Below are 26,126 nucleotides of genomic sequence, written 5' to 3'. Positions count from 1 at the left end.
TCTTCATTGGCTCAGAAAATGAGTCCAGGAGTCCCGGGAGAAACTCGTCTCTCTAAGTTTGAACTTCCTTCGACTGGAAAATTCCACCGGAGGCAGCTGGCGGATGGTTCAGATTCAACCTGCCACCCCTTCACCCGGCTCATGGTTTTCTTGGTATCTCCCGCCTACCGCCTGACCCATTCGGGTCCAACCCTAACAGTGTTACAATCCTGCCGTCACTGGTTGAGTACAAATTGTTCACCCCGGGTGAGATCCAATGAAAGCTGGAATCAGCATCGCTCCGTCGACCCAACCCGCAAAAAAGAAGCACTCCTGGGAGTTGCTGCCTGACGTCATAGCGCTAATCAAACCCAGGCGCGGGATTCTGGCCGTCGGTCTTGTGTTGATGGGCATCAACCGCGTCTCGGGGCTGATTCTGCCGGCTTCGACGAAGTACCTGATCGACGATGTTATCAGCAAGAAACAGATCCAACTGCTCATGCCCATCGTGCTCACCGTGGCCGCCGCCACGGTGGTGCAGGGGATCACTTCGTTCACTCTGACCCAGCTGCTCTCCAAGTCGGCGCAGAAGATGATCGCGGACCTTCGCCGCCAAGTGCAGGCCCACATCGGACGCCTTCCGGTGTCTTTCTACGACGCTAATAAGACGGGCACGCTCGTTTCACGCATCATGAGCGACGTCGAAGGGGTCCGAAACCTCATCGGAACCGGCCTGGTGGAGTTTGTCGGCGGGCTGATGACCGCGGTTCTCGCCCTGGTAATTCTGCTGCGCATCAGCGTCACCATGACGGCCGTCGCGTTTGCTGTCTTATTGGTGTTCGGAGTCGGGCTGAACAAGGCGTTCAAGACGATACGGCCGATCTTCCGGGCGCGACCCAAGATCAATGCAGAAGTGACGGGACGGCTCACGGAATCGCTGGGCGGGGTTCGCGTCGTGAAGGGATACCACGCGGAAGAACGCGAAGCGAAGGTCTTTGCGTCCGGGGTCCAGCGCCTGCTCGACAACGTGCTCAAGACGCTGACCGCGACTTCGCTGATGAGCCTCTCGGCAACGGCCCTGATGGGCCTGGTCAGCGCTGCGATTATGCTCCTGGGCGCCCATCGAATCCTCTCCGGCAGCATGACGCTTGGCACGTTCATCACCTACACGATTTTCCTGGGCATGCTGGTGGCTCCCGTCTTCCAGATCGTGGCCATCGGCACTCAGATTACCGAAGCCATCGCCGGACTCGAACGCACACGCGAGATCCTGAACGAGAAGCCCGAGGACACAGACCCCCAGCGTAACGTGAACCTCGACCGCATCGGCGGGCAGGTGTCCTTCGAGCATGTCGGCTTTGCCTACGACACGGGAAAGCCGGTGCTCATGGACATCAGCTTCGAATCAAAGCCGGGGACGGTGACGGCGCTGGTGGGCCCCTCGGGGGCGGGCAAGTCCACTGTGATCGGGCTCATCGCCGCGTTTTATGTGCCGACCGAGGGACGTGTGCTGGTGGACGGGATTGATCTGTCGAATGTGCGGCTCGATTCCTACCGCACACAACTCGGCGTGGTCCTGCAGGAGACATTTCTTTTCGACGGCTCTATTCGTGAAAATGTCTCCTTCGGCCGCCCTGAGGCTACCGAGGAAGAGATCCTCGCCGCGTGCCGCATCGCTCGCGTGGATGAATTCGCTGAAACGTTCGAGAAGAAGTACGAGACGGTGGTGGGGGAGCGCGGCGTCAAACTTTCCGGGGGCCAGAAGCAGCGCGTTTCCATTGCCCGGGCCATCCTGGCGGACCCGCGGATCCTCATTCTGGACGAGGCCACTTCAAGCCTGGACTCGGAATCCGAGTCTTTAATCCAGGAGGGGCTGCGCTACCTGATGCAGGGGCGAACCACCTTCGTCATCGCTCACCGCTTATCGACGATCCGCCGCGCCGACCAGATCCTGGTGATCGAGGCCGGCCGGATCATCGAGCGTGGCACCCATGAAACCCTCTACGCTGCCGCCGGCCGCTACTACGACCTCTATACAAAACAGCACGGCATGGAGGCCAATCTTTTCCTGGCGCCCGGAGAAACGGCAGGGGAGACCGAAGAAGCCGGTGCGAACGCCGAGGTTGAGATTCCTCCTGCCGGACAGAAGGGCGCGGCCCTTCCTGAAGCGATCCGCCTGATCCGTGAACGGCGGCCGTAATCCCGGTGATAAGCCGCTGGAATAGGGACCTAAAATTGGAATCCTCCGCCACTCCGTCCGATCGAAGCTGACCCGCTCCCAAACTATGAAGTGATATCATGTCAGGATTCTTTGGAAATGTCATTGCATGATGGTGTCATACAACGTACTATATCGTGATATGGATAAGCAGACCGTTAGCTTTCGTTTGGATTCCGATAAAGTGAGCACCCTCGACACTTTGGCCGAAGCTCTCGACCGCGATCGTAGCTATTTGCTCAATGAGGCGGTGGCTGCCTATCTGAAGGTTCAGGAGTGGCAGATTGAGCAGATCAAGGAAGGCTTGCGGCAGGCCGGCCGCGGAAAGCTGATTGGTCACGGGAGAGTCACGAAGATGGCTGCTGGGTGGCGGCGACGCCGGTGAAGCTGCGCTGGACGCCTTTGGCGGTCGGACACCTGAAGTGCACCCATGAGTATATTGCTTCGGAAAGCCCGATCTCGGCGGATAAAGGGATCCAACGCATTCTCACCGCCGTCACGGTATTGGAAGAACACCCTAGCCTCGGCCGTTCAGGCCGCGTTGAGGGAACCCGTGAACTCATCATTGCCGGTACACCCTTTCTTGTTCCCTACCGCATTCGGCGGGACCAAGTCGAGGTTCTCGCGGTGCTACATTCGGGGCGGCGCTGGCCGGAGACATTTTAAGTGAAGACTGTCCCCGTTGCGGGGGGACAGTCTTCATGACTTCAAAGCGCGGGTGGAGGAGCAGCAGGTGGCGCAGGGGGCCCAAATCCTCGCCCGCCGCGGTTCGGTGCGATGCCCGGTTGGTCTCGAAGTTGTTTCCACTGATCGACGGTGAGAACGCGGCGGATTGCGAGGAGCATCTGGGCATTTGATTTTTCCAGGTTAGCTCTCGCTTGGGCGACTTTGTCGATCTGAGCGAACACTTGCGATTCGTCCGGCTGGTCCGCTTCAACCAGCGGTTCGAGGATCGCTTCTTGCTTGTCGAGCGCGGCATGCAGATCGATGAGCTGAAGGCGCTGATCTTGAAAAATTTTTTCGATTCTCTGGATCTGGTCATCTCGGACGCCTAACTTCTGCATCAGCTCGGAGTTTTTCCACCATTTTCCCGGGCCGCGCAGACCCATGGCGGATGCAGGCCCAGCCGACCGGTGCATCATCGGTGGAGGCATAGTTTTGGCGGCTGGCGCCTGGGCAGGCGGAGGGGTCTCCTGGGCAAGGGCCAACCCTCCGATCGGGAGAATGAAGATCATAACGGCTAACAAGAGGATTGATTTTTTCATTTCACTGGACTCCTTCTCTTGATGTGTTCTTTGATGGGTGACTGCCTTTTCGGTTTAAGATCTCATTTCTTTCCTCTGCGATCAGCACCGCCGGGGCCAGGGCCTCGGGAAACTCCCGGGCAATGTCCCCTTGAACCTCCTGTAACAAGATTTCGTCTGCCGCCTCGGTTGTGCCATACCGAGGAATCCTTGAAGTGCGCATCATGAGCAGGGAAGCCACCAGCACTACAAGCATTGCCGTCGCCCATACCCAGGAGGCTGAAGGGAACCAGGATTTCACCGAAAGACGTTCCCGGATGGTAAACTGCTGCCTTCTCCAGAAACTGTCATTTCGTTGAGCCAGGGCGTGGACCGAATCGCGAAAACTGGAGAACGTCGCCTGCATGCGTTCCACTTCGAGACGGCAAGCATCGCAGGACTCGAGATGAAGCTTCACACTCTCCTCATTCGTGCCACAGACCCATTCGGTGACTTGGTCCCCGCTAAGATGGTTCATCATCGTTGGCTCCTTCCTGAACTCGTTGCCGGACAGCGCTGACGGCACGGAACAAATGCGCCTTGACCGTTCCCACTTTCAGGGAGGTCGACTCGGCGATTTCCCCAAGGCTCATTTCCTCGACGAAGCGAAGGATGAAGACGGCGCGCTGTCGAGGGGGAAGCAATTCCACGGCAGCCCAAACTTTGGCCATGCCCTCCTGTGCCAGAAGCGTCTGCTCTGGAGAGGCATGAGGGTCGGGCAGCCTTTCTCCGGCATCGGCCACTTCGCTTGGACCCGAGAACAAGTTGTGCCAGAATTGCCGAAAGCGACTTCGTCGATGATCCCGGGCCAGGTTGATCGCGATCTTGAAGAGCCAGACGCCCGCACTCGCCTCCCCCCGGAAAGAAGCACGATTCTGATATGCCCTCAGGAAACACTCTTGGGTCAAGGTCTCCGCTGCATCGACATCGCGGACCATGCCGAGTAGAACCCGGTAGATCCGGCGCTGATGGTTTCGTACGAGGAGGTCGAAGTCATCGAGTTCAGCCATGCCGATACATGCCCTCTCCTGGACGGCGCTCAAAACAACCCCCTCTTCATTCTGCCCCATATCCTCTCCCTGCTAGATAAAGACGAATCCGGCTACGAAAGGATTACACGGTACCCTGGCTGTCTGTATATAGGAAATTCGACTTATATGGCGCGGGATGTAAGGTTGGTGCGTGAAAGTAAGGAGGGGGGCGCAAGGCTTGAAGAGCAGAGCTGGTCATTTCCTCGCGATTCGCTGTCATATACATCAGGGGGCGCTTTAGGTAGAATGACAATAGCGATGTGCTTTCGGGACGTTTACCCGAACCCCTGCGAAAGGAGGATTTCCCTATGACGTTCACTCTTTTACTCGCGATTGTGGCGGGGCTGGTGTCTTGGGTCGCCGTGGGCTATGCCATTTGGCAATGGGGCCCTGGCCTGAGGAAACGGTCCGTGCGATGCCCCACGTTAAAGAGACAAGCCAAGGTTCTTGCAGACCAAAGGGAGGCGAAGTTCGTGTGTTCCTATGCCGGACTGAAGGTGACCGACGTTCAGTATTGTTCGCTTCTTAATGGGCCTCCGCTGACGTGTGATAAAGCGTGTGTCCAGCACCTTTAGGCCTATGCGGGTCACACGGAGTTCAGGTCGCGGATCTTCGATCCGACAGCCGATGTCCCTGCCTGCGGCTGGCTGAATTCCGGCGATGATCTCCGTTTTGGCAGGAAACAAAGGATTGGGCGCAACGATGATGATTGTGCAGGTGGAGTGCTATTCGGGCTTCAAGGCCGACGAGCGGCCGCTCCGCTTTCAGCTGGGGGAGCGTTGGTTGGCGGTCGAAGAGGTAATGGACCGGTGGTATGACCCGGCCGCCATCTACTTCCGGGTACGAGCCGGCGACGGCGACCTTTACATCCTGCGCCACCACGAGCGGGACAACCTGTGGACGCTTGAATCATTTCGCAAGGGAGAACCCCTTGGCCCCATGAAATGATCGTCGAGAATCCCGGATCTTCCTCCGGTGGTGTGCTCATATGAAGGTCAGATTGCTGATCCGTGCTGGCAGGGTGGGAGCCTCTACGGGTTTGGCCAACGGGCGGATGAGTGGTTGTGGGGAGGGAGATCGATGAAAGATTTTTGGCGCGGTGTTTTTAGTGGCATAGCCCTGATGGGGATGCGGGATGCCGCGCTCGATGACCTTCCGGATGAAGAACCCTGGTTACTTGTCGATTACGACCTGAACGGCGAGGCGAGATGCCTGTGGTGTGGATGCCATGAATCTGAGTGCCAATGTCTTGACCTTGATCCTTCCGGGCGGAGGGACAGTCCCTAGGGACTGTCCCTTTTTCGCTTTATCCGCTTGAGATTCTTGAATTGGAATCAAGGACATATTACAATACGGTCTGATCAATCCCCCCAGAGATACCCCTTTGCACGTTGACCCAACTGGGCCCCCTCACGTTACGGAGGGTCAATTGGCGCCATTCTCTTCGGAGAAGGTGCGCTTGAAGACGAGAGGAGACCCAAAATGCCGCGCATTGCTCGAGTCGTCGCCCTCAATGTCCCCCACCACGTTACTCTGCGGGGAAACGATCAACAAGACGTTTTCCATGAGCTGGAGGACTACCAGTTCTACCTAGGCTTGTTGGAAATATATCTCCAGAAGTTCAACGTGGAATTGCTCGGATTCTGTCTGATGACCAATCACATCCACGAAATTCTAGTCCCCCACGAAGAGGATTCCCTGGCCAAGGCGCTGTGCCGTATTCACTCGCGGTATGCTCAGTATGTCAACCTGCGTTTCGGGCGCAGCGGTCACCTGTGGGAAGATCGTTTCTTCTCTTGTCCCCTGGATGAGCCACACTTGTGGACCGCCCTCAGTTATGTAGAGCGCAACCCCGTGCGTGCGGGAATTGTCGCACAGGCTTGGGATTACCCTTGGTCGAGTGCTGTTGCTCATGTCACAGGTCAGGATTCGATGAAAATGTTGAATATGGACTTATGGGAATCGACCTTCAGCCCGGCTCGCTGGCAACAATTGTTGGAGCGAGACGACGATCCGTTATTCCGTCGCCGCCTGGCGCAAGCTACACTTCGCGGGAGGCCGTGTGGTTCAGACCGCTTTATCGCGGAGATCGAATCCGAGTTGAGTCGCCAGCTTCACATCTCTCGAATAGAACATCCGAGAAGGAAGGTTTCCTGGACTAATGGGTAAAAGGCCCCATTGATTCTAAAGGAATAAGACAGGCGCCCCCTGTTCAACCTTGTTCCACCGGAAAAAGGGACTGTCCCTAGGGACAGTCCCTTTTCCACTTTCGACTTAGGATCCCCCTCAGAGTTTGCGATGGGAAAAGTCGTCTGGGAAGACCCCCTTGGCAAGAAAGAGTAAGCACCAGGTTGTTGGGACTTGGCCCCCCATAGACATTCCCCCTAAACTCTATCTCGCCACGAACCCTTCTCCATGCTCAATCGCAGCCCCCCGAAGTCGAGGGGTGCGTCCGTCCAAATCCAGAAGCCTTCACAGGTCATAGGAGCACAGAGGCAAGTTTGAATCTGGGGACGCTTGAAAGGGCATAGCACCTCGTTTACAATGGCCGTGGTGAAGTCCACGAATCGTCAAACAAAGGCGATTCTGTAAGTCAACGAAGGCTTATTCATCTGGATCTAAAAAGGGACTGTCCCTAGGGACAGTCCCTCTGCTGGGGGTGGGTACTTGACGTGAGGCGGCGGCTTGGTTGTTAGTGTTTCTCCTTCAAATTCGGATGACTATCTGGAGGTACCTTGATGTTCCGACTCATCTCGTTTTCCGCAGCTGTTCTCATTCTGGGGACCCTGGCATTTGCAGAGGTTGTTAACGTTGCCCCGGCAGGATTTCTCGTCCGGCACGAAACCACGATCAACGCTCCAGCGGATAAGGTTTACACCGCATTGACCAGCGGTGTCGGAAGCTGGTGGAGCCCTGCGCACACGTATTCCCAGGACTCTAAGAACTTGTCGATCGATGCGCGCCCGGGGGGATGCTTTTGCGAGAAGCTTCCAAACGGGGGCGGGGTCAGTCATATGACTGTTGCTTTTGCCTCTCCCGGTCACCTACTGCGGATGACCGGGGCCCTGGGTCCATTGCAGGAATCGGGCATCGCCGGGAGTATGACCTGGAGCCTCACTTCGAACGCCACAACCACAAAAGTGGTGCTCTCCTACAGTGTTGGCGGGTATATGCAGGGAGGTTTTGAAAAGATCGCTCCCATCGTTGACGCCGTCCTCGGCGAGCAGTTCAATCGCTTCAAGACATATGTTGAAACAGGCAAGCCTGCATTGAAGTAGAGGGTTCGGGGCCAGTTGAAGAGACGGCAAGAGAGGTATCAGGTGCCTGGTGTCGGGTGTCAGGAAAGCAGTTGCCAGTTCTCAGTTGCCAGTTGTCAGCGAAAGGAAGTAAGATCCCGGAAGTAGAAGAAGTGGGTTTGAGCTATCAGGTTTCAAGTAAGAGAAGCCGGAAAGGGCTGGAGTGGATCTGACTTTGGACTTGGACCTTGGAACTTTGGACTGGTTCTTTTTGGACCTTGGACTTTGGACTTTGGACCCTGGACTTGGACCTTGGAACTTGGAACTTACCTCTCTGCGTAATATCCGTCGCGCGTTTGCACCACCAGATCCTTCTGCCGGGTCGTGAGATGCACCCTATGATAGCCCGGCCCGGAATCCGCTTTCTCGGGGGTGTAGCCGAGGCTGTACTGACCGCGCAATTCCTCTTGAATTTGGGTATAGATTTTGTCGATAGGCTCCTTCTTTGAAACTTCAAAGAGGCGGGCGCCGGTCTCCAGGGAGAGGCGTTCTAGAATTTTCTTTCCATCCGGCCGTGACTCTTGAGGGTATTGCCTGCCCTGACCCCCGCGCCGTCCCATCCCACCGCCCATGCCGGGACCGCCAAAACCGCCCGCGCGCCCATATCCCTCCTCGTCGCGAAACAGAATGGAGTAGACCAGGGTGTCGGCGCGTTGTGCCGACTCGATGGCTTGTTCCAGGGTCGTCTTGCTGCCGATATCCACGCCATCGGAGAGAATGATAAGGGCTTTGCGGCCCTGCTGTTTCTGCATCAGTTCGTTGGATGCCAGCAGGACCGAGTCATAGAGCAAGGTACCAACCCGCCGTCCCATCCCACCGCGGCTCTGGCCTGGCCGCTGGCCGGGTCGCTGGCCCGGAGAACGGCGTCCACTCTCTTCCCCGGGCTCTGGCACCTGCAGCAGCCCCAGCGCGGACTCCAGTTTTTGCCGCGACGAGGTGAGATCCTGGAGGAGTTCCACCTCCCGGTCGAAGTGAATCACGAAGGCCGAGTCCTTGTCGGGGCGCAGCACTTGATCCAGGAAACTGTAGCTGGCCCGGCGCTCCTGTTCCAGAACACGCCTCTGGCTCATGCTGGTGTCGACCAGCAGCCCGAGCGTCAGTGGAAGATTGGCTTCCTGGGTGAAATAGCGAATGGTCTGCGGATGGCCATCCTGCTCCAGGAGAAAATCATTTTGGGTGAGGTTGCGCACGATTTGTCCATGCTTGTCTCGCACTGTCGCCAGGAGGGTGACCCCTTTGACTTCAATGGAGATGTCAGGTTTCTGCTGGCCCTGCACCGGCCAATTCGGAAGGAGCATGCACATCAGCAGGAACCAGTATCCTGGCCGAACCGATCGCCGACCTCGTAACCCCCGTTTGAACAGCCGACTGCGGAACCGGAGGGCGCAGTCGTTGTGTAGTTGCTTCTTTGATCTTGAAATCAACGCTTCGGGTACCTTGGCCATGTGTCTACCCCTACAGGAGAATTTTCAGATCCGGTTCACTCAATGTTCTTGCTTTGATGGGATTTTTTGTCACCGAGTTGCGAGCTCCCCGGATTCTTGTGGACAGAATCTTGATTCGAGCCGTTATTGGTACGGTGATGTGATCCCCGACATATTCTTTAATGAAAACTCATTTAACTCTTTGCGTGGGAACCCCTTTTTTGTTGTTCCCAGGCATTTTTAGTGTTATTGAGGGAAGGCGTGGGAGCTCTGGAGTTTAAGGGATGGAGATTGGTTGGCGAAAGCCATTCGGCCTTCGTCAACAGCGCTCAGGATTTTTGCCAAACGGTCCAGGATTCTGCGGGCCAGTGGCATAGCCATCCTGTGATGTCAATCAACCGAAATGTCCCGCTGAAAAGCTGGGCGGCAGATCGTTGAATCGGTGAACCCCTTTTGCGCAAGACAAGGGACGGTGCATTGTTCAAGGGTGGAAGCAACCAAGCGGGCAGACCGAAGGATCGTACGATTGAATCAGATTTCATCCTGGGACTGCCAGGAAAAGACATTGATTGCGCCCGGTGTGGTGAGCGACTGGCGCATTAATCTCAGACTCACCAGAAGGAGAGACCCAAGGTGCGAAAAACTCTCGCCATATTACTCGTCATTTGTTTCTGCATTACAGGATTTGATCCTTTACTTCTGCCGGGACCCAACCCGGGTGCATCCTTGCTGGCCGCAACCGAGCAGGCCGAGGACACTTCGTATGCCGTCCAATTTACACCGGAGCAACTGGACAATCTGGTGGCGCCCATTGCGCTCTACCCGGACCCGTTGCTGGCGCAGGTCCTGTTGGCCTCGACCTTTGTAGATCAGATTTCGGATGCCGCTCAATGGGTGGGTTCCAACAACGATCCGAACTACATCGACTCGCAGCCCTGGGACGTCAGCGTCAAGGCCGTCGCTCATTACCCGAGCGTGCTTTACATGATGCGCGACCGAATCGATTGGACCACCTCGCTCGGACAGGCCTACGTTGACCAGTCCACCGATGTCATGCTGGCTGTCCAGCGCCTGCGCCGCATGGCCCGTTCCGCCGGCAACCTGGTTACGACTCCGCAGCAGCAGGTGATCTATGAGGGAGGCTATGTGCAGATTGTTCCTGCTCAGCCTCGCTACATTTACGTGCCGGTGTACGACCCGGGCGTCGTCTATTACCGCCGGGCACCCGGAGCCATCGTGGCGGTGGGCCTCATCTCGTTTGGAGCGGGTCTTCTCATCGGCGCCTGGTTGAACCATGACTGTGACTGGCGCGGTCACCGCGTCTTCTACCATGGCTGGGTTGGCGGGGGTTGGATCGGCCGCAGCCGGACAAACGTCCACATTACCAACATCTACGTCAATAACAATTACAGGAACGTACATATCAACCGCACCGTGGTGAATCGCAACGTGGATTACAAGAATCTCAACCGCTACAACGGTGTTCACCGGAATGTGGATTACAGCCATGTCAATCGCCATGCCGGAGGCCCGCCCTCCCGGACTCATGGCAATGCTCCTCCCCCACGGGTTGAGAGCAACCGCGGGCGAGAGCCGATGACACATCGAACCCCGACGACCCAATCGCGGCCCCAGACCCAAGTTCATAAGGAAACACGGCCACAAGTACAAGAGCACAAACAAGTGCGTCCCCAGGTACAAGAGCACAAGCAGGTGAAGCCGCAGGTGCAAGAACACAAACAGATCCGACCAAAGACTGAACAGCGCAAGGTCACCCCCGTCCCGAAACAGTCGCACAAGCAAGAGGCGCCAAAGACCCAGGAGCACAAGAAAGGGGAATCGAAGTCAGAAAAAAGGAACCAGTAGTGAGACAAGGGGACGCCATGAGAAGCAGGCGGCGAGAGTAGATGATGGGTGTGAGGTGTTAGGAAAGGGCTGGAGTGCCGGACGGAAGCAAGCTACCAGGGTTGAAGGAAAGGTTGAGTTCTCTTCTGCTGATTTCGCCTCGACCTCCGCTATGCGATCGGCACCGCCCCAGAGGATCGCCCCAGAGAATTCGAGACCTTTGGAAGACAATGGCTTTCGAATTTTCTGACATGTTTTCTAGACACTGGCTACCTTGCCCGGGCGAGCATTCTGTCGAGTGCGTCCCGATCGAGGAACAGACCGTTCGACACCACGGCATGAATTTTCTGGGTATTTCGGATATCGTCCAGCGGGTTGGCGTCCAACATGACGAGGTCAGCGATCTTACCCTTCTCAATGGTCCCGAATGAGCGGTCGAGGCCCAGGAACTTCGACGGGTTGAGGGTGGCAGCACGCAGCGCATCAATCGGGGTCAGCCCCGCCTGAACCAGTAGCGCGAGTTCATCGTGCAGGCTGAACCCTGGAAAGCAGTAAGGATTTCCGGTGTCGGTTCCGGCCAGAAACTGAAGGCCCGCGCGCCGCATCGCGCCGATGAGTTCAAAGTACTTGGGATAGACCTTCTTGGCGTAATTGTATTCTTCTTCCGCCCTGATGGTGGACCGCGCTTCGGCCCTCCGTTCCCATCTCTCCCTGACTTCGGTCGGCATATACTTGAGGCGCGGATCATCCCTGAAGCCCCTTTCCTCCCTGTTCGCGGAACTCCTCAGCACGGTCAGCGTGGGACACTGCCACGTCCCGTTTTTTACAAACCGCTGGAACAGCGCCGCTGCCTTCCTGCGGTCGTACTTCGCAAGAGCACTCGCTTCGATGAGGGAGCGGGCTCCGAAAGGGGTATTTTGCGGAAGCTGTCTTCTGATTTTCTCCTCGTCCTCGGAGCAAGCCATGAAGACGCCGGTCAAGTGCTCGATGCTCTTCTGCCCGGCATCGGAGGCTTCGGCCGCGGAGACGGACCAAGGGACGTGGCCGGCGAAAGGGATTCCTTGTTCCTTCGCCTCCTCCGCGATGCCGAAGTAGGCGTCGCGCGGCAGAAACGAATAGACCTTCACAAAGTCCGCCCCCCATTTTTTGACTTTGAGGACGGCCTTCCGGCCCTCGCCCTCGTTGCCCACGGCGATGGAGTTCGGCCAGAACGGGCGCGGACCGTCAAGAATGGGACTGGCGACGATCATGCGCGGTCCCTGAAGTGAGCCATCGGCCAACTCCTGGCGCCATCGCAGCAGTTCCGGGGTTCCAAACATCTGCCGGATGCCGGTAACACCATTGGCGGTGAATAGCGGGAGGGAGCGCTTGTCATACCAATGGACATGCATATCCCACAAACCCGGAATCAAGAACTTGCCTTCAGCATTCACAACCTTCGTGCCTGCCGGCACCGGGACTTGATCGGATTTCCCGACGTCAGCGATTTGATTGCCGGTGATCAGGACAGTCACATCGGGCACGGTCGACCCGTCGGCCACGTCAACAAGGGTGACGTGAGCCAAGGCAAAAGACTCCTGGCCGGAGTTCTGCCGGGTTTGCGCCAGGAGCAGGACTGCCAGGAGAAGAAGAAATACAGCACAAGCCTTTTTCACGAGATCTTCCTCTTTCGTCTATCGAGCATGATGAATTATGGTGACCAATGAATGCAGCTCACGAAACTGCTTGCGTTGGTAGCCGTGATCCCAAGGAGCGGGATCACGGCTACCAACGCATGGGTAGCTAGACCTCCAGGATCTGCCCGGTCGCAGTAAAGAGCAACCCTTGCCTCACCTGTCGGGTGCCGATCACTCCTGCTGCGTTCAACATCCTGGCATAGGTACGAAGTTGCTGGATGTATTCCGGAAAGGGAGAGGTCGTCAAATCGGCAGAAACTGAATTCGTCTTGTAGTCAATAATCCAAACCTCCTTGGACGACAAGGCCACGAGGTCGACAAAGCCCACGAGGAGATGGCCCTTTCCATCGGCCATGACGACTGGATATTCTGACTCCGTTTGAAAACCATCGCCCAAGACTCCGGTCTTCCGAAGCGACAAAACAGCGCGCTCGATATCGCCCATGGCTTCGTCGAGATGATTGCAGCCCGGGATCTGGGCCGCAGCCGCGTGGATCAGTTGCTTTACACCGGTTATTGATCCGGAAACCACGGCGGCCAGGACCTCATGGACGAGCTGTCCAAATTCCGAACCGTAGCGGCCCTCCCGGCTCTTTTCCCTCGACGCAACCTCCCGGTCTGCCTGGTGGTCGTCTTCTTCCCGGACCGGTGCGCCCTCGTAGATGGCCCTGGTGACGGCTAGCGGCTCAGCGATTGGGCGGGAAGACGCTTTCAAGGCTTCGTTCCATTTCCTTTGCGACTGCTCGATGGCCGTGTCAAATTCTCCGGAGGTGGCGATTTCACGGATGGAAGGCGCCGGAGAAATCCCATTCGCCCAAGCCGGCAGAAGGGCGCGGGAATACATGCGCTCCATGTGGAGTAAGTCGGCAGGGAGACCCTCGGCGAGTTGACTCGTCGCTGGAACGCCCCGGGGATTATCCGGCAGTGGAAGGATGAGCATATCCCGCGCCCTGGTTGCGGCCACGTAATACAACCGCTTGCGCTCCTCGGCCGCATAACTCTTTTCTTGATCGAATGCCGTGCTTCCGGGAGGGAGACTGACCTTGATTGGATCCAGATCAATGCCCCAAGACTCGCCGTCGTGGCTGACGTACCAGGCCCTGGGCAGGTCACGCGCCGCCGAGATCGAATCAAAGCCGTCCCAGATAATGACCACAGGAAACTCCAACCCCTTGGCCTGGTGAATCGACAGAACGCGGACGGCGGAGACATCCACCGGATCGGGTGGATCCATCTGCACGGGATCGTCCACCCATTTCCGGATTTCCTGGGTCACCCCATCGAAGTCGAAGCTCCTTTTCTCCGCCATCAAGTCCATCTCCATGATGATCTCTCTCATCATGCCCAGGGTAAGCGCTCCGTTGGGCATCAGAGCCACCGACCGGCCAAACCCCGATCGTTCGAGCAGGTCCAGCGCCGTTGCCGAAGGTGGTCTGGAATAGCGATGTCGTCTCAAGTCGCGCACAAATTCCCGTGCAGACTGCGCGCGTGCCGCGGCCTCTTTGACCTCCTCACGGGCTCCCTTCAATGCGTCTTCGTCGCATTCTGCGACAAGCAGGTCCGCGTAATCGACTGCAAAAAATGGTGGACGGAACAGGGCGGCCTGGGCGACGCCGTCCTGTGGATCGGCAATCGCACGCAGGCCAAGAATAAACCTCCGCACCAGCGGTTCCAAGAGAAACAGTCTGCCGCCTCGGGCAGAATAAGGGACGTTGTATCGCCGAAATGCCTCCAGCAGCAACGGGACGTAACTGGTTGATCGCGCAAGAACCGTCACATCTTCAAAGCGAACTTCACGTTCTTCGTCCGAGGTGGGATCGCGCACTTTGCCTTTTTTTGAGTGGACCATCCAACGGACATATCGCGCCAGCATTTCTGCTTCTACGAGCATTCCATCCGGCTTTTTCTCGAAGCCGGTATACGGTAGCCCTCGCACGCATGGAGTGCTCGTCTCTTGAATGACCCCACTGGGAGCCAGGGGGTCATATAAGGACTTTCCAGAGATTTCATTGACGGAACTTGTACCCGGCAAATGCTCCCCGAGAATCTCTTTGAATCGGCGGTTGAAGGCATTGATGAGTTGCGGCCGGCTGCGGAAGTTGGCCACCAAGCTCACTTCAAGGGCGCCTTGTTGCCCGAGCAACCGGCGCGCTCGATCATAGGACCGGATGTCCGCTCTCCGAAAACGGTAGATGGACTGCTTGGGGTCGCCGACAATCGTCAACCGTCCCGGCGAGAGCATGACCTCTTCCCAAGTTCTTGCACGGGCAGGAGCGGCTTCCGCCAGGAAGAACATGATTTCCATCTGCAACGGGTCGGTGTCCTGGAATTCGTCCACAAGGATGTGGTCAAAGAGCCCTTGATAGAAACCCCGCAGTTCCTTGTTTTCACGAATGCGATTGCGAAATTGCAGCAACAGATCCAGGTGATCCACCGCCTGATGCCGTCCCTTCACAGACTCATAGATTTGAGTAGCGACCGGAGACAAACGCACCAGGCGAGCAGCCATCCATTGGAAAAAAGGACGGGTAAGCTGGTCCTGATAGGATATCTCCGGAGATTGCCGGTCTGTCTTGGCGCGGCCGTAGTCTTTCGCCAGGCGAAAGACGCGATCATCGCCGTTGCAGTCAGCTCCCTTCGTCAGGGTCTTCGGTTTAATGTCAGTGAGCTGGACCATTGTTTCAAGGGCTTCTCCAGGATCTGATAGTTCAAGCAAACCCTGGAGAGGCTCCAGAAGCGATCGAAAGAGCCGATGCCCTTTCGAATCCCCCGAAAGCGATTCAATTTTTCTGATGATCTCCCTTGCCAGTCTCTCGGTCTTCTTGAGGTCCGGCGGACCGATTTCAAACTCCCGGGGTGGAATGTCGCGATGATTGATGAATCCCTCCACCAGGGAATCGAGTCCATTCCAAGTCTGAAATTCTCCCTCATAGGAGCGCAGGCGAAGCCCGGCTACCAGAAAATCGCAGACGGTCTTTTCCGCTTCTTTTGCCCTTGATGGGTCTTTAACGAATTGGGAAAGTGTCCCGGTTTGGGCGGCCCGGACCAGAGATTCCACTGTCTCGGCGACAAGCTCGGCTGGATCTTCGAGGATCTCGTACGATGGGCTCAGGTTCATTTCGACGGGACGCAATCGCATCAGGCGGTCGCAGAAGCTGTGGATCGTCCCGATGTAGGCACTGTCGATCGAGGAAAGCGCCTCGTAAAGTTGTCTTTCCCGCTTCTGCGAGAGTGCCTTCTTCGAGAGTTCCTGGAGCAAGACCTGTCGAAGGCGGAACTGCAATTCTCCCGCCGCCCGGCGCGTAAACGTAATGGCTGCGAGACGAGCAATTGGAATGGATTCCCGATTGCTGCTGTTCGGCGCCACCAGGTTGATGAACCTTCGGATGAGGGCGGTTGTCTTGCCTGTTCCCGCACCTGCATCGATGACGACGTTGCGATCCCGCTCTGAAATCGCAGCCTCGAACGCCTCCCGATCGATGGTCGGCCTCTGGATCATAGACACTATTTCTCTTGATACCTCTCCTTGAACTCCCTGAACGATTCCAGCGTGCCGGTGGCCGAGGAAAGCTTTTCTGCCGCTCTCTGATTAGCAGTTTCTCCACAGACCGGTCTAAAAGGACAATACGTGCAGTCCTCCGAATTGGTGGTTCGAGGGAAGAGGCGGTGTTGCAGCAATTGGGCACATAGCATCAGCCAGTTTTGCGATTCACTCAGCAAGTCTGACAGGTCCTTTTCAAATCGGCGCTCGAGGTCTCCTCCCGTCTTGGCATACACATACGCCACACCAGCCATCTTCTTTCCCGCAAAGGACGCACCGGATTCGAGGGCGCGAGCATAGACCGCCAGTTGGGTGTCGAGCCGGGGAATGGGCTGGCGTTCATCTCCAACACGCGGATGTGACCTGCCGCTCTTGAGGTCACGGATAAACAATCCATTGGGCTGTTCATCAATCCGGTCAATGAACCCCCGGAAATAGACTTTCGGATTAAGGTCCAGGGGGACGGGCAGGGGATATCCGAAGCCCTGTTCGGCCGCGATGAACCGGCTGGGTGTGGGCCAGTGTTCCCAATCCCAGCGCAACACGCGGGCGATATCGAGCTGAAGATGTTTTTGATTCCACTCCCGAAGAGCCGCGCCGATCAACGGATATTCGTCCAGGAACTCCTTAAACTCATCCAAGGCGATCTTTTTCGCCGATCCAAGCCACTTTTTCAGATCACCCTTGCGCGCCGAAAAATCCGCCCCGTTTTCCTTCAGAAACTTTTCCAAAGCGCGGTGCAGAAGAGAACCGTAAGCGAGGGCATCGATCTCCATGCCCGTGCGAGGTTCGTCCGGCTCTTCCCAACCCAGAACACACTCCAGCAGGAACCGATGAGGACACTCAATCAGTTTCAACAGGCGGGTGGCAGACAGCGGATGCATGGGATCAATCCCCAAGTCAAAAGGCATTAACGATCCTTCCCCAAGGATGCCGTCAAAAATGGAGAACTGGTTCGTGTCGGCGATAAGAATTAATTCTCGCATTCTTTTTTGCTCAGCCACCCACGAACCATGAACGGGGGAATTGTGAATTTCGGCAACCGCTTGCTGTGATACCGATGGGCCAACCCCGGCCAGTTTCATGGCGTCGGGTCGCGACTGTCGCCCGGGCTGAAGGTAGGCGCTTCGAAAGACGGACATGGTAGGAGTGGGGCCGTCCTTGAGAGAGTGTCGCCACAGGGCTGCTGCAGCTTCAAGGAGTACCCCCGAGGGCTCGCGAGTCTGCCGATCCAGCGTCTCACGGGGAGCACTCAACACTACCTCCTTTCGGACCCCCCGGATGGTCCGGTGAAGCGCGTGCAGGTCGGACATGGCGCGATCCGCACCCCGGGGCAAAGCCCTCTGCCCTCCAAATAAGCCGGCTTCTATTTGGTCGCGATCTAGATCCGGAAGAATTGAATCCTCGTGAGGGGCGGAGGGAAGTTGCCCTTCTGAGAGTCCAATGAATCGAACGGCATCAAAGGTCAGGCCGACGGCGCTCTGGATGGTTCCGATATAGAGGCAAGGCTGGCCAAAACGAGCCGTCGGAACGCGCAATCCATCAAGCTCACTTTGGATCGCGCGAAGGGCATCATCCCCTCTTAGATCCTGGACCAGCCAGCTGCGAATCAAAGTCTGAATCGACTCCTTCAAGCTTGATAGAAAAACATAGAAATCAGGAAAGTGGAGGAACCATTCGTCGCAAAACTTTTCCACCGACTGCCACAATGTCTCCAGGGACTCGTTGCTCTGGACATGGTGGCAGAGTTCCTCCAGGGCCCGAACCGCCGGAAGGATCAATTGAACCATTTGAAGCTGACGCCGCAGGGGCTCGATGCCGCGGGGATAGGTCGGAATCTCCGGATCGACAACACCCTCTCCCTTTTCGATGACACGCTGAAGAATCGCGACGCGCCGCTCGAGAGCAGGGCGCCATTCCCGATACCCTTCCGGGTGCGCGCGCGAGCCGCCCAAGGTACCACAGCGGTACACAACTTCACAGGCATCGGCACGATTGATTCGCTCTTCTCCCCCTTCGGAGCGCTGGGTCCCAAGGGCGGGAAAAAGACTGACTAACTCTTCGGCGGCCAATCGAACCCCCAGTGTTCGCAGGAGAGTTCCGATCTTAGTTCCCATAGGCATCATTCTTGTCGGCAATCCACCCGCCACGTAAACCGGTGCTTGACCCTCGACGTTGCCCATCGTAACGGCGTAATTCATCCAGTCGAGCCGGCTCAGCCGCTCGACGAGCATCCCCGCCAGAGGATCCAGTGAGGGCAGAAGGACGGCAATGCGCTCAAGGGGTGTGTGGTGTTCGAAGACCTGCTCGGCCACCCATCGAACCGCAACCGCGAGCTCTTCTTCTATTCCTGAAGTGACTTCAAGATGCACCGTCCCGTCTGCCTCTTGCGATCGGGCGCGAGCAGGGTTCGCCAGTGTTTGAGGTGGCTGGAAAAGGAAAGCGCGAAGAACATCGAGCTCCGATCTTCCATCTGTAAGGATCGTTTCAGAGTCCAGTCTTACCCCCAGAAGGTCTGAAACATAGTCCAGGCGGCGATTGGTTTCGGATCGTTCCGGAAGGGCGGGCACATAAAGAAGCTGAAGATCGGGAATCGATGCGTAAAACCTGGCTTCCACGTTTGTCACATCGCCGCAGAGAACAAGGACTCGCGGTCCGGAATAGGAGAATGAACCGGGAAATTCCTGGAGACAGCGGGCTGCCTCTCGAAGAATGCGAGCAACGGTCCAGGCGGGCGGCACGTCGGATAAAAACCTTTCTTCGACCGCAGCCCAGAGGGTCGCCAGGTCATGAAAGCGCCTTTCAGGGATGCCTCCATTCTTTACAGACAGTTTAAGGAGATCATCGGGGCCGAGTCCGGCACTCTCCAATTCCGCGAGGGTGATGGAAATGGCCTGAGAATAGCCGGGGCCGGTTCGAAGCTGGCCGAGGTCGAGGTACTCCAGGCGGCCCTCGAGTTCCCTCGATTCGATCAGCACCTGGAGCCCAAGCGCGCGGGCTGCTTGAGAACACCGCTGAAAAGCCACTCCCCCTTTTAAAAGAATATCTTCCGCCAGTTCGATGGGAGTAAAAAAGCGAACTCCGGAAAGCGCCCCCTCACCGGTAAGCTCCCGGCGCAAGGAGGAAGCCATACGCGAAGAGGGCACAATGATGGTCGCAGCAGGAAGTGGACTGGCAATCGGAAGAATTTTTTTGAGGGAGTTGGCAAGCTCGATAGGTTCAACTCGGGTTGCTTTCATTCATGCATCCGCGGGGGAGTTGCAGTTGCCAGTTCTCAGTTGTCAGTTCTCAGTTGTGAGAGGTTGGGATGATGGGGTCCATTGCTAGGTTTTCCGGATAAGCAAAGATAGAGCAACGAGTCCAGAGTGCTGCTTCCTGGGATTAGAATCCGACGTGTTCGTTCTTTCATATCCGACCTCTGAATTCTGACTTCCGAATTCTGTCTTCATCCTCTTCTTCCAAGTTGAACCTGGCAACTGGCAACTGAGAACTGGCAACTGACAACTGCTCTTCCAAGCCAGTCCCTTTCAGGCTGATGCGGTCGCATATTTTCCATAGGCCGCCGCGAGTTTGGTGTCGTACTGATTCTTCTGGTAATCCGGACCGTTATATTTGTTCGCGAAATCGGCCCAGCGAGACTCGCGCAACGCAGCATCCAGGGAGTTGGCCTTGATGAAGCTACAGAAGGCGTTGAGGTGGGCGCCCTCACTGATTTGGACGGCCTGATAGAAGTCGTCGACGGTTGTGAAACCGCAGATCTGGAAATTGAAACCCATGATCTGAAACTTGCCATAACTTGCGGATTTCAAGGCCGCGGTGCGGTCCAGAGACATGGCCTCCTCAAGACGCGCCAATTCTCCGGCGCCACGTATGTCGGCGGTCGCCCCTTTGGCGTAGAACTCCGTGGTCCATTTCTGATAGCAAATCGTAGGATGCGACGTCGCATAGAGACCGTTTGTAAACTTGTAGAATTGATGGCCCTCGAAGAGAACCTTTACCCTTCCATCGCTGAGGAACCCATCTCCACGACTTTCAACCTCCGCGACGGCCTTTATGGAAGCCACGTCGCACTGGAGCAGGTTTGCTGCAGCTTGATAATCCTGATCGGTCAGCTTATCGGGCATAATCCTCCTCCTCTCCGGAATTCATGAGACTGGGTTTGTCCTCATCCCTCTCAATTGAGGTTTTAAGCCTAATCGCGTGTGGTGGCGTCCCTCAATCGACAGGCCCAAGAAGGTCTTCGTCTTTCGCGAATGGCGCCTCGGGTTTCTGCCTCCCCCGGATGAGCCGCAGGTGGTCATACACTTCACGTTGCCACCAGGCACCAGGAGATCGTCCGAGATTCTCGAAAACGGTCTCCAGCCGCTCGCTGTGTGTCTGAGAACCAGCTGGTGCAATGATATCAGGATGGGCCTGCAATTCCCGTGAAATTTCAATCTGTGCCGTCGTAATCGGGCCGAAGGTGTTCTCGACCTCCTGCAATCCCGCGACAAGGATGCCGGAATAGACTTGCGCCAGGCCATCGTATTGAGTTTCGGCCGCCTGCTTATCTCGCCCGGCATTCACGGCTTGGATCTGTTCCCAGGCCTTTATGAGTAATGGCCCGTACTTCAGCCAGGCCACGTGGGCCTTTTGGTTCCAGAAAGGCACGACATAGGTGTTGTAGTGGGCCCGCATCTTTTCCAGCACGTCCAGGTAGCGCAAATGGAATTGGTAGTTCGGGCTTTTGGGGTCTTTGGCTGTGGGCCCGAACAATTCGACCTGGGCCTTCCTGGTGTAAAACCGCCAGAGATCCCCTTTCATTGCGGCCGGCTTTCCCTTGAGATGCGGGACGTCCATGGTCTTAAAGGGCAGGTCTGTGTTGGAGATAAATTCCTCCCCCGCCAACTCGCCCAGAAATTGTTCCGTCTCGTCCTTGGGTGATGGGGTGCGACGCTGGCCGCGGGGGTCGGTTTGTTTCCATTCCTGCTGCAAGAGAGCGACGTCAGAGGCAGAGTAGATGGTGAACTGGTCGTTGTGTGCGATATAGAGCGGGAGACCCTCCCCGGTGATGATCAGGCCGATATGGACCGGGAACACAATAAAACGAAAACGCAGTTTCAGATCGGGATGCTCGCGGAGCAGCGAGAGCATGTACGCGATGCGCAGGGCGTACACCCCGCAATCGTGGATCAACTGGCCGGTCAAGGCGCGCGGGAAGGTGGTGGTGAGCAGGTTGTCGCCGAAATCGTCGATGTTGTAAGGGGTGTGGGTCGTGAATGCACGCAGATAGGCTTCCAGGAGCTTAATGACGGCGGTCAGCGCCTCATCCTTCTTTCCAGTCCGGGCCAGATTAAGTTCAAATTTCGCCACCAGGAACTTGCGCCAGTCGTCGTCACTTTCGAGGTGGAGCCCTTCTTTGCCCAGCCGGGCGATCGCAGCGGCGTTCTCTTTTGTCTCTTCCGTCAGTTTTCCGGTCTTATCTTTTCCCAGACCGTAAATGCGTTCCACCACCTGGATTTGGCCTCGCCGGATCGTCAGAATGCGGCCGAAATCGAGTTCTTTCTCGCTGCCCAAACCTTCCGGCATATCCACATCATAAAAAGTAATTTTTACAGACCGACGCTCCGCTGCTTTGTCTTTCAGGAATATGTCGAGATGCCGCCCGCCGCCTTTCTTAAACTCCGTGCGCGTTACCGGGAGCGTGACCGCCCCCGATTGCTTCGCTGCATCCGCAGGGAACACCAGTCCTGCGAGCTTGTTTTCCAGCCGGTCCTTTGCAATCTGAAGATACTTCTCTCCCTTGCCGGACCCCAAATCCGTCAAAGCGCGATCAAGCACCACCTGGTAGGCGGCCTGCATGCCTCCAAAGGTCTGGCGCAAGAACTCGATCAACTGGGACTGGTAAACGGAAATGGTTCTGTCGGGCCGACCGACATAGTACTCCGGCCCCGTATCGATGATGTGCTTTCTCCGCTCGATATCCCTCTTGATGGCATTCTGATCCAGACTGGCCGCTTCGTTCCGTACCTGCTCGAACAGGATGGCAAGCGCGTCCAGCGCCTTCAAAGCTGCGTCCGCGTCCTTGTCAGGGATGCGGTTCGTCAGCCGTTCGAGCACGTCTTCCCACAAATAGACTTCATCGGAGTAATCCCGGTGCGTGGGGGATTGGGGGGGCGTTCGTTGCGGCTGCTGCAAATGCCAAATGCGGAACTTCGCGGACTCGGTGTTAAGACCGAGCAACATCAGACGGGCAATGACTTCATTTGCCAGCGAATCGGATGGGAACAAGGGCGGCAGCTTGTACGGATCTCCCGCCATGAAATCGGCGAGCAGTTGGGGGACGGCGGCACGATCTTCCTTGTCGATCGCCTCGACGAGGTCCACGAATTTCTGGATCATGGGGAGGTCGTAGGGGAGAAAGTCACTTGTTTCGAAATGGACGATTCCCCGCTTCGCCACGGCCAGCCTGTCCAACGCCTCTTGGTACCACACGCCCGGAGCCCTGGTTTTCCTTTGAACCATAGCAGTGACCCTGCCCGGTTGAGCTGTCTGCTGGATCACATGCGCTAATTCGTGGGCCAGGAGACGTCGCCCGTCGCCCGTCGAGGGGGCATACCGCCCGGCGTCAAATAAGACATTCTGGCCCACTGTGAACGCCAGGGCATTCATATCATGCGCCGATTTTGTCGCGGCAGCATGGGTGTGTACCCGCACCTGGCTGAAGTCGTGATTGAAGCGAGGCTCCATAAAGGCGCGAGTCTCCGGGTCGAGCGGCTGACCGGGCCCCAAATTCTGGAGAGAACTTTCTGGAACGGGGGGAGTGGTCGCGGCGGAAGGAGCGTCCGTCTTCTGTTGAACCAGCGTCCCGGTTCCGGGGTCGGGGGGAGACGTAGCGGCGGAGAGGTGGACCTCGGGTGGGGCGACCGTGCCGGGAGGGGCTGTCGTGACTTGCTCGGCGATGCGGTCGGCCTCCTGCTCCCGGGGATCATTGGGCTGTCCAATACGGAGCTTGGCTTGCAGGAAACGGAGAACAGCCTGATTTCCGGCCTCCTGCTGAAGTCGCAAGAGAGGGGGACGCGAGGCATGTTGCTGAGCCGCTGCCTGCGTAGTCATCGCCGGCCGTTTCGGGCTCTTCCCCTGACGCTCTTTTCCTGGCGCTGCCTTTTCCATAGAACGGAATCCCCGGATTACGCCGTTCGGCCCATTGCTGCATGCGGCGGAGGCCCCACCGATGAACGGCTTATGCTGGGAAGCCGCAATGCCCCTGGGATGTGATGGCGGACCGCTCCAGGGCAGACATTAAAGGAGGCTGACGGCGATAGGATCCTCACTTCATTGCAGGACTGGTCAAGAAACTCGCTCCATCTCGCGGACGTTGTCCTCTTCTCTCGTCCCGCTTTCGGCGGCCAGTTCCTCCAGTACTTGAATCGCCCCACTAATTCTTAACAGTGTTTCACGATAAATCGCCGCCTGGTTTTCCAGTTCTCGAAGTTTCGACTGTCCGGTTTCAAATTCCTTTTTCAACATCTCCAAGCGCATTTGCAATTGTTCTCTCATGGAATATCCCTTTCTTAGGATGAAAGACTCTGATGGAGTGGACCTTCCTCAACCTCTCTCACGAAGCGAAATTACTGGAGCATGACCATGACCGGGATTTTTCCTTTCCCTTTCTTCAACGAGGCGAGAGCCTTGCCGAGGATAGCGCCGGTCGCTTTGCCGGACTCCGTGACCTTCTGGGCATGCCCCTTGGTGGGGCTGGTGGTTAAGAGGTCGCCCACTTTGATGGGTGCAATGTCAGCGTCGACCTTGCAGTGGGCGAAGGCGCCCAGCGTGACCATCCAGCCGATTTGTCCCCGTTCGATCTTCGTGGAGTCGCGGGACGCCATTTCTGCCGACGTAAAGGCATGCCGGCGTTCTGCGAGGGATCCCTCGCCCGGTTTTGTCGATTTGCCTTTTTTCGGCTTGGGGGCCTTCGCGTCGGAATCAGAATCTTCGTCCGCCTTGGTTCTGAATTCCCCATAGACCTCACCCACAATCCCGCAAACGCGCGTGTCCCCGGTATGCTGGGCAAGATCCACCTCAGGGACAGGGATATTGTTGTTCGCCCCATAACTATGGGAAGGCTGATCCCCGGCGATGACGACGACATCGCCCTGTTCCAGGGTGTCTCCCAGGTTGTTTACGAACTGATCCATGATGTAACCGCCCTTGCCGCCACCGGCAGCGATGGAGCCGCGGACTGACACGTTTCCGGTGGTGGTGTCCATGACCAATCCCCAGGAACTCATGTTCACCCCGTAAAATCCGATACCGGTGTCGGTGGCCATGCCGACAAAAGCCTGGTCCCGGTTCGCGGCGGTCTGAAAGAACCAGATTCCTGCGGTGCCGCTGGGGCCCTGTCTCAAGCGAATCCGGTCGGTGACGTCCAATTTGAACCCGGGCGCTGCGGTTCCGATCCCCACGTTGCTTTCCGTGATATAGCTCGTCTGACTCCCCAGGACCGCGAGGTTCCTTAACCGGGTCCCATCCGCCTCAATTCGCAAGAAGCGAAATTCCTGTCCTGCTGAGTCATCCCCATTCATATGGAGGTTCACGGCGGGCTTCGTCGCATCGATTCTTTTCCATGCGCCGTCAAAAAAGGCATTGGAGCCGAGATTCGCCCAGGCGCCCGCAGCCGTGGGGCCTTCGTTAATCGATGTCAGGGATTTGATCTGCAGCCGGGTCTGAGGGTTCGACGTTCCCACGCCGAGATTGCCATTATCCTGGAGCGTCATGAGAATGCCATTTGTGCCGGCGTTCAGCCCCCCGCCTGAACTTTCACGCGAGCGGCCGAAGTGCAATTTCCACCCCGTGTTGTCCCCGAACCGGACGTACCCCGCATTGGGACTCGCATCGGAGGGATCCAACCCAATGCCGCCCACATCGGCCCCGACCTGTAACCGGCGCACCGGCGATGCCGTCCCAACACCGACATTGCCGTTCATCAGATCGACTTCTCCATCCGTGTACAGGGCGATGGCGCCGCCGGATCCGGCTTTGGCGTAGACCGCCTTCCATTCCCCATCCCGATGCGCCAGCGCGGCAAATTCGGTCCCCGCAAGCCCTCCGCCCGCAGGGAAAAGCGCCCGAACGGCGCTGTTTCCGGAAGCCCCGGCGGTGGAGGCGACATCGAGCATGTGTCCGGAGGGCGTTGTGGTTCCAATACCCACGTTGCCTCCTCCGGTAATGAGCAAATTGGCCTGGCTGCAGCTCAGCTTGGGCCATTGATTCGGAGGGGCGGTGGTGGACTTGAGCGTTAAGCTGCGGACGGAGAAGTCATCACCGATGATCGTTCCCGCCCGGGTACGGACCGTGATGTCCGGTTGGACCGTCAATTGTCCGTTGTTCATAGAAAGGTTGGCGAGCAGCACTCCGTTCGCAGGCTGCGGGTCGGGGGGCACCTGTGCGAGGACCGGGCTTTCTGTGACGCGTGTACTTCCTGTCACGCCGGGATCGGTACTCGGAGTATCGGGCGCCTCCGTGTACGCAATATAGACGCCCACCTGGGCAGGTCCCGCGGGCAAGTTCAGGGTGAGTTGCCTCAACAAAACGATCTCATGTCCCTGGGCGTCGAGCGCGGTTCCCGGCTTCACCGTTACCGTCGTTGAGCCCACGTCACCCAGCACTTCCAGGCCCTCAGCAACACCCGGTGTGTGCAGCAGGCGGTTGTGCCGCGTGCGTCGGTCGAGGTGGTAAGACTGTTCGGCCTGAAAATCGCTCGCTCGCAGAAACTGCCGGTCGAAAAAATTCATTCGCTTGTTGACATCATCCATGGGGCTTCCTCCATTTCCCTTTGAAAGCTTGAAGGTGCA

The 26,126-nt window shown here is 57.2% G+C and carries 20 protein-coding genes; 9 read left to right on the top strand and 11 right to left on the bottom strand.

The window, feature by feature from the left end:
• Positions 1-256 precede the first annotated feature (256 nt).
• The 3 genes from LAO21_13680 to LAO21_13670 all read left to right on the top strand — a co-directional run bounded on the left by LAO21_13680 (position 257) and on the right by LAO21_13670 (position 2,863).
• Positions 257-2,179, top strand: coding sequence for an ABC transporter ATP-binding protein/permease (locus LAO21_13680; protein ID MBZ5553769.1), 1,923 nt, complete (start codon positions 257-259; stop codon positions 2,177-2,179).
• Positions 2,180-2,366: 187 nt separating this feature from the next.
• A complete protein-coding gene (locus tag LAO21_13675) occupies positions 2,367-2,582 on the top strand; it encodes a CopG family transcriptional regulator (protein ID MBZ5553768.1) in 216 nt (71 codons plus the stop codon).
• Positions 2,583-2,584: 2 nt separating this feature from the next.
• Complete coding sequence (locus tag LAO21_13670) at positions 2,585-2,863, top strand: type II toxin-antitoxin system RelE/ParE family toxin (GenBank protein ID MBZ5553767.1); 279 nt, start codon at positions 2,585-2,587, stop codon at positions 2,861-2,863.
• 41 nt (positions 2,864-2,904) lie between these two features.
• Here the strand turns inward: LAO21_13670 and LAO21_13665 are convergent, their stop codons facing one another.
• Genes LAO21_13665 through LAO21_13655 form a run of 3 tightly spaced genes read right to left on the bottom strand, consistent with a single transcriptional unit; the run spans position 2,905 to position 4,550 of the window.
• Positions 2,905-3,462, bottom strand: a complete 558-nt coding sequence (locus LAO21_13665; protein ID MBZ5553766.1) for a periplasmic heavy metal sensor — start codon at positions 3,460-3,462, stop codon at positions 2,905-2,907.
• A gap of 1 nt (position 3,463) precedes the next feature.
• A complete protein-coding gene (locus LAO21_13660; GenBank protein ID MBZ5553765.1) occupies positions 3,464-3,961 on the bottom strand; it encodes a hypothetical protein in 498 nt (165 codons plus the stop codon).
• Positions 3,945-4,550 (bottom strand): sigma-70 family RNA polymerase sigma factor, encoded by a 606-nt coding sequence (locus LAO21_13655; protein MBZ5553764.1) that lies wholly within the window; start codon positions 4,548-4,550, stop codon positions 3,945-3,947. The genes LAO21_13660 and LAO21_13655 overlap by 17 nt, the downstream gene beginning before the upstream one ends.
• Positions 4,551-4,819: 269 nt before the next feature.
• On the opposite strand from LAO21_13655, the gene LAO21_13650 reads away from it, so the two are divergent.
• The 5 genes from LAO21_13650 to LAO21_13630 all read left to right on the top strand — a co-directional run bounded on the left by LAO21_13650 (position 4,820) and on the right by LAO21_13630 (position 7,789).
• On the top strand, positions 4,820-5,086 hold the full coding sequence (locus tag LAO21_13650) for a hypothetical protein (protein MBZ5553763.1): 267 nt from the start codon (positions 4,820-4,822) through the stop codon (positions 5,084-5,086).
• Between the two features lie 85 nt (positions 5,087-5,171).
• Complete coding sequence (locus tag LAO21_13645) at positions 5,172-5,459, top strand: hypothetical protein (GenBank protein ID MBZ5553762.1); 288 nt, start codon at positions 5,172-5,174, stop codon at positions 5,457-5,459.
• A 132-nt stretch (positions 5,460-5,591) separates the two neighbouring features.
• Positions 5,592-5,798 (top strand): hypothetical protein, encoded by a 207-nt coding sequence (locus LAO21_13640; protein ID MBZ5553761.1) that lies wholly within the window; start codon positions 5,592-5,594, stop codon positions 5,796-5,798.
• Positions 5,799-5,993: 195 nt separating this feature from the next.
• Positions 5,994-6,680 carry a transposase gene (locus tag LAO21_13635; GenBank protein MBZ5553760.1) on the top strand — a complete coding sequence of 229 codons (687 nt, stop codon included), beginning with the start codon at positions 5,994-5,996 and terminating at the stop codon, positions 6,678-6,680.
• Positions 6,681-7,249: 569 nt separating this feature from the next.
• A complete protein-coding gene (locus tag LAO21_13630) occupies positions 7,250-7,789 on the top strand; it encodes an SRPBCC domain-containing protein (protein MBZ5553759.1) in 540 nt (179 codons plus the stop codon).
• Positions 7,790-8,073: 284 nt separating this feature from the next.
• Here the strand turns inward: LAO21_13630 and LAO21_13625 are convergent, their stop codons facing one another.
• On the bottom strand, positions 8,074-9,252 hold the full coding sequence (locus LAO21_13625) for a VWA domain-containing protein (GenBank protein MBZ5553758.1): 1,179 nt from the start codon (positions 9,250-9,252) through the stop codon (positions 8,074-8,076).
• Positions 9,253-9,864: 612 nt separating this feature from the next.
• On the opposite strand from LAO21_13625, the gene LAO21_13620 reads away from it, so the two are divergent.
• A complete protein-coding gene (locus LAO21_13620; protein MBZ5553757.1) occupies positions 9,865-11,097 on the top strand; it encodes a DUF3300 domain-containing protein in 1,233 nt (410 codons plus the stop codon).
• 248 nt (positions 11,098-11,345) lie between these two features.
• Here LAO21_13620 and LAO21_13615 read toward each other — a convergent pair whose 3' ends face one another.
• The 7 genes from LAO21_13615 to LAO21_13585 form a co-directional block, all read right to left on the bottom strand.
• Positions 11,346-12,731: an amidohydrolase family protein gene (locus LAO21_13615; GenBank protein MBZ5553756.1), complete on the bottom strand. Its 1,386-nt coding sequence runs from the start codon at positions 12,729-12,731 to the stop codon at positions 11,346-11,348.
• Positions 12,732-12,858: 127 nt separating this feature from the next.
• Positions 12,859-16,251, bottom strand: coding sequence for a UvrD-helicase domain-containing protein (locus tag LAO21_13610; protein ID MBZ5553755.1), 3,393 nt, complete (start codon positions 16,249-16,251; stop codon positions 12,859-12,861).
• Positions 16,252-16,256: 5 nt separating this feature from the next.
• Entirely contained in the window at positions 16,257-19,532 is a 3,276-nt protein-coding gene (locus tag LAO21_13605; protein MBZ5553754.1) for a PD-(D/E)XK nuclease family protein, read from the bottom strand.
• A 288-nt stretch (positions 19,533-19,820) separates the two neighbouring features.
• Positions 19,821-20,417, bottom strand: a complete 597-nt coding sequence (locus LAO21_13600) for an N-acetylmuramidase family protein (protein ID MBZ5553753.1) — start codon at positions 20,415-20,417, stop codon at positions 19,821-19,823.
• Positions 20,418-20,508: 91 nt separating this feature from the next.
• Positions 20,509-23,445 carry a DUF4157 domain-containing protein gene (locus LAO21_13595; protein ID MBZ5553752.1) on the bottom strand — a complete coding sequence of 979 codons (2,937 nt, stop codon included), beginning with the start codon at positions 23,443-23,445 and terminating at the stop codon, positions 20,509-20,511.
• A 177-nt stretch (positions 23,446-23,622) separates the two neighbouring features.
• On the bottom strand, positions 23,623-23,832 hold the full coding sequence (locus LAO21_13590; GenBank protein MBZ5553751.1) for a hypothetical protein: 210 nt from the start codon (positions 23,830-23,832) through the stop codon (positions 23,623-23,625).
• A 71-nt stretch (positions 23,833-23,903) separates the two neighbouring features.
• On the bottom strand, positions 23,904-26,087 hold the full coding sequence (locus tag LAO21_13585) for a hypothetical protein (protein MBZ5553750.1): 2,184 nt from the start codon (positions 26,085-26,087) through the stop codon (positions 23,904-23,906).
• Between the last annotated feature and the right edge of the window lie 39 nt (positions 26,088-26,126).

The sequence above is a fragment of the Terriglobia bacterium genome (assembly GCA_020073085.1).
Taxonomy (GTDB): domain Bacteria; phylum Acidobacteriota; class Terriglobia; order JAIQFV01; family JAIQFV01; genus JAIQFV01.
The sequence above is the reverse complement of the archived record's forward strand: the minus strand, read 5'-3'. Positions and strand labels throughout refer to the sequence as shown.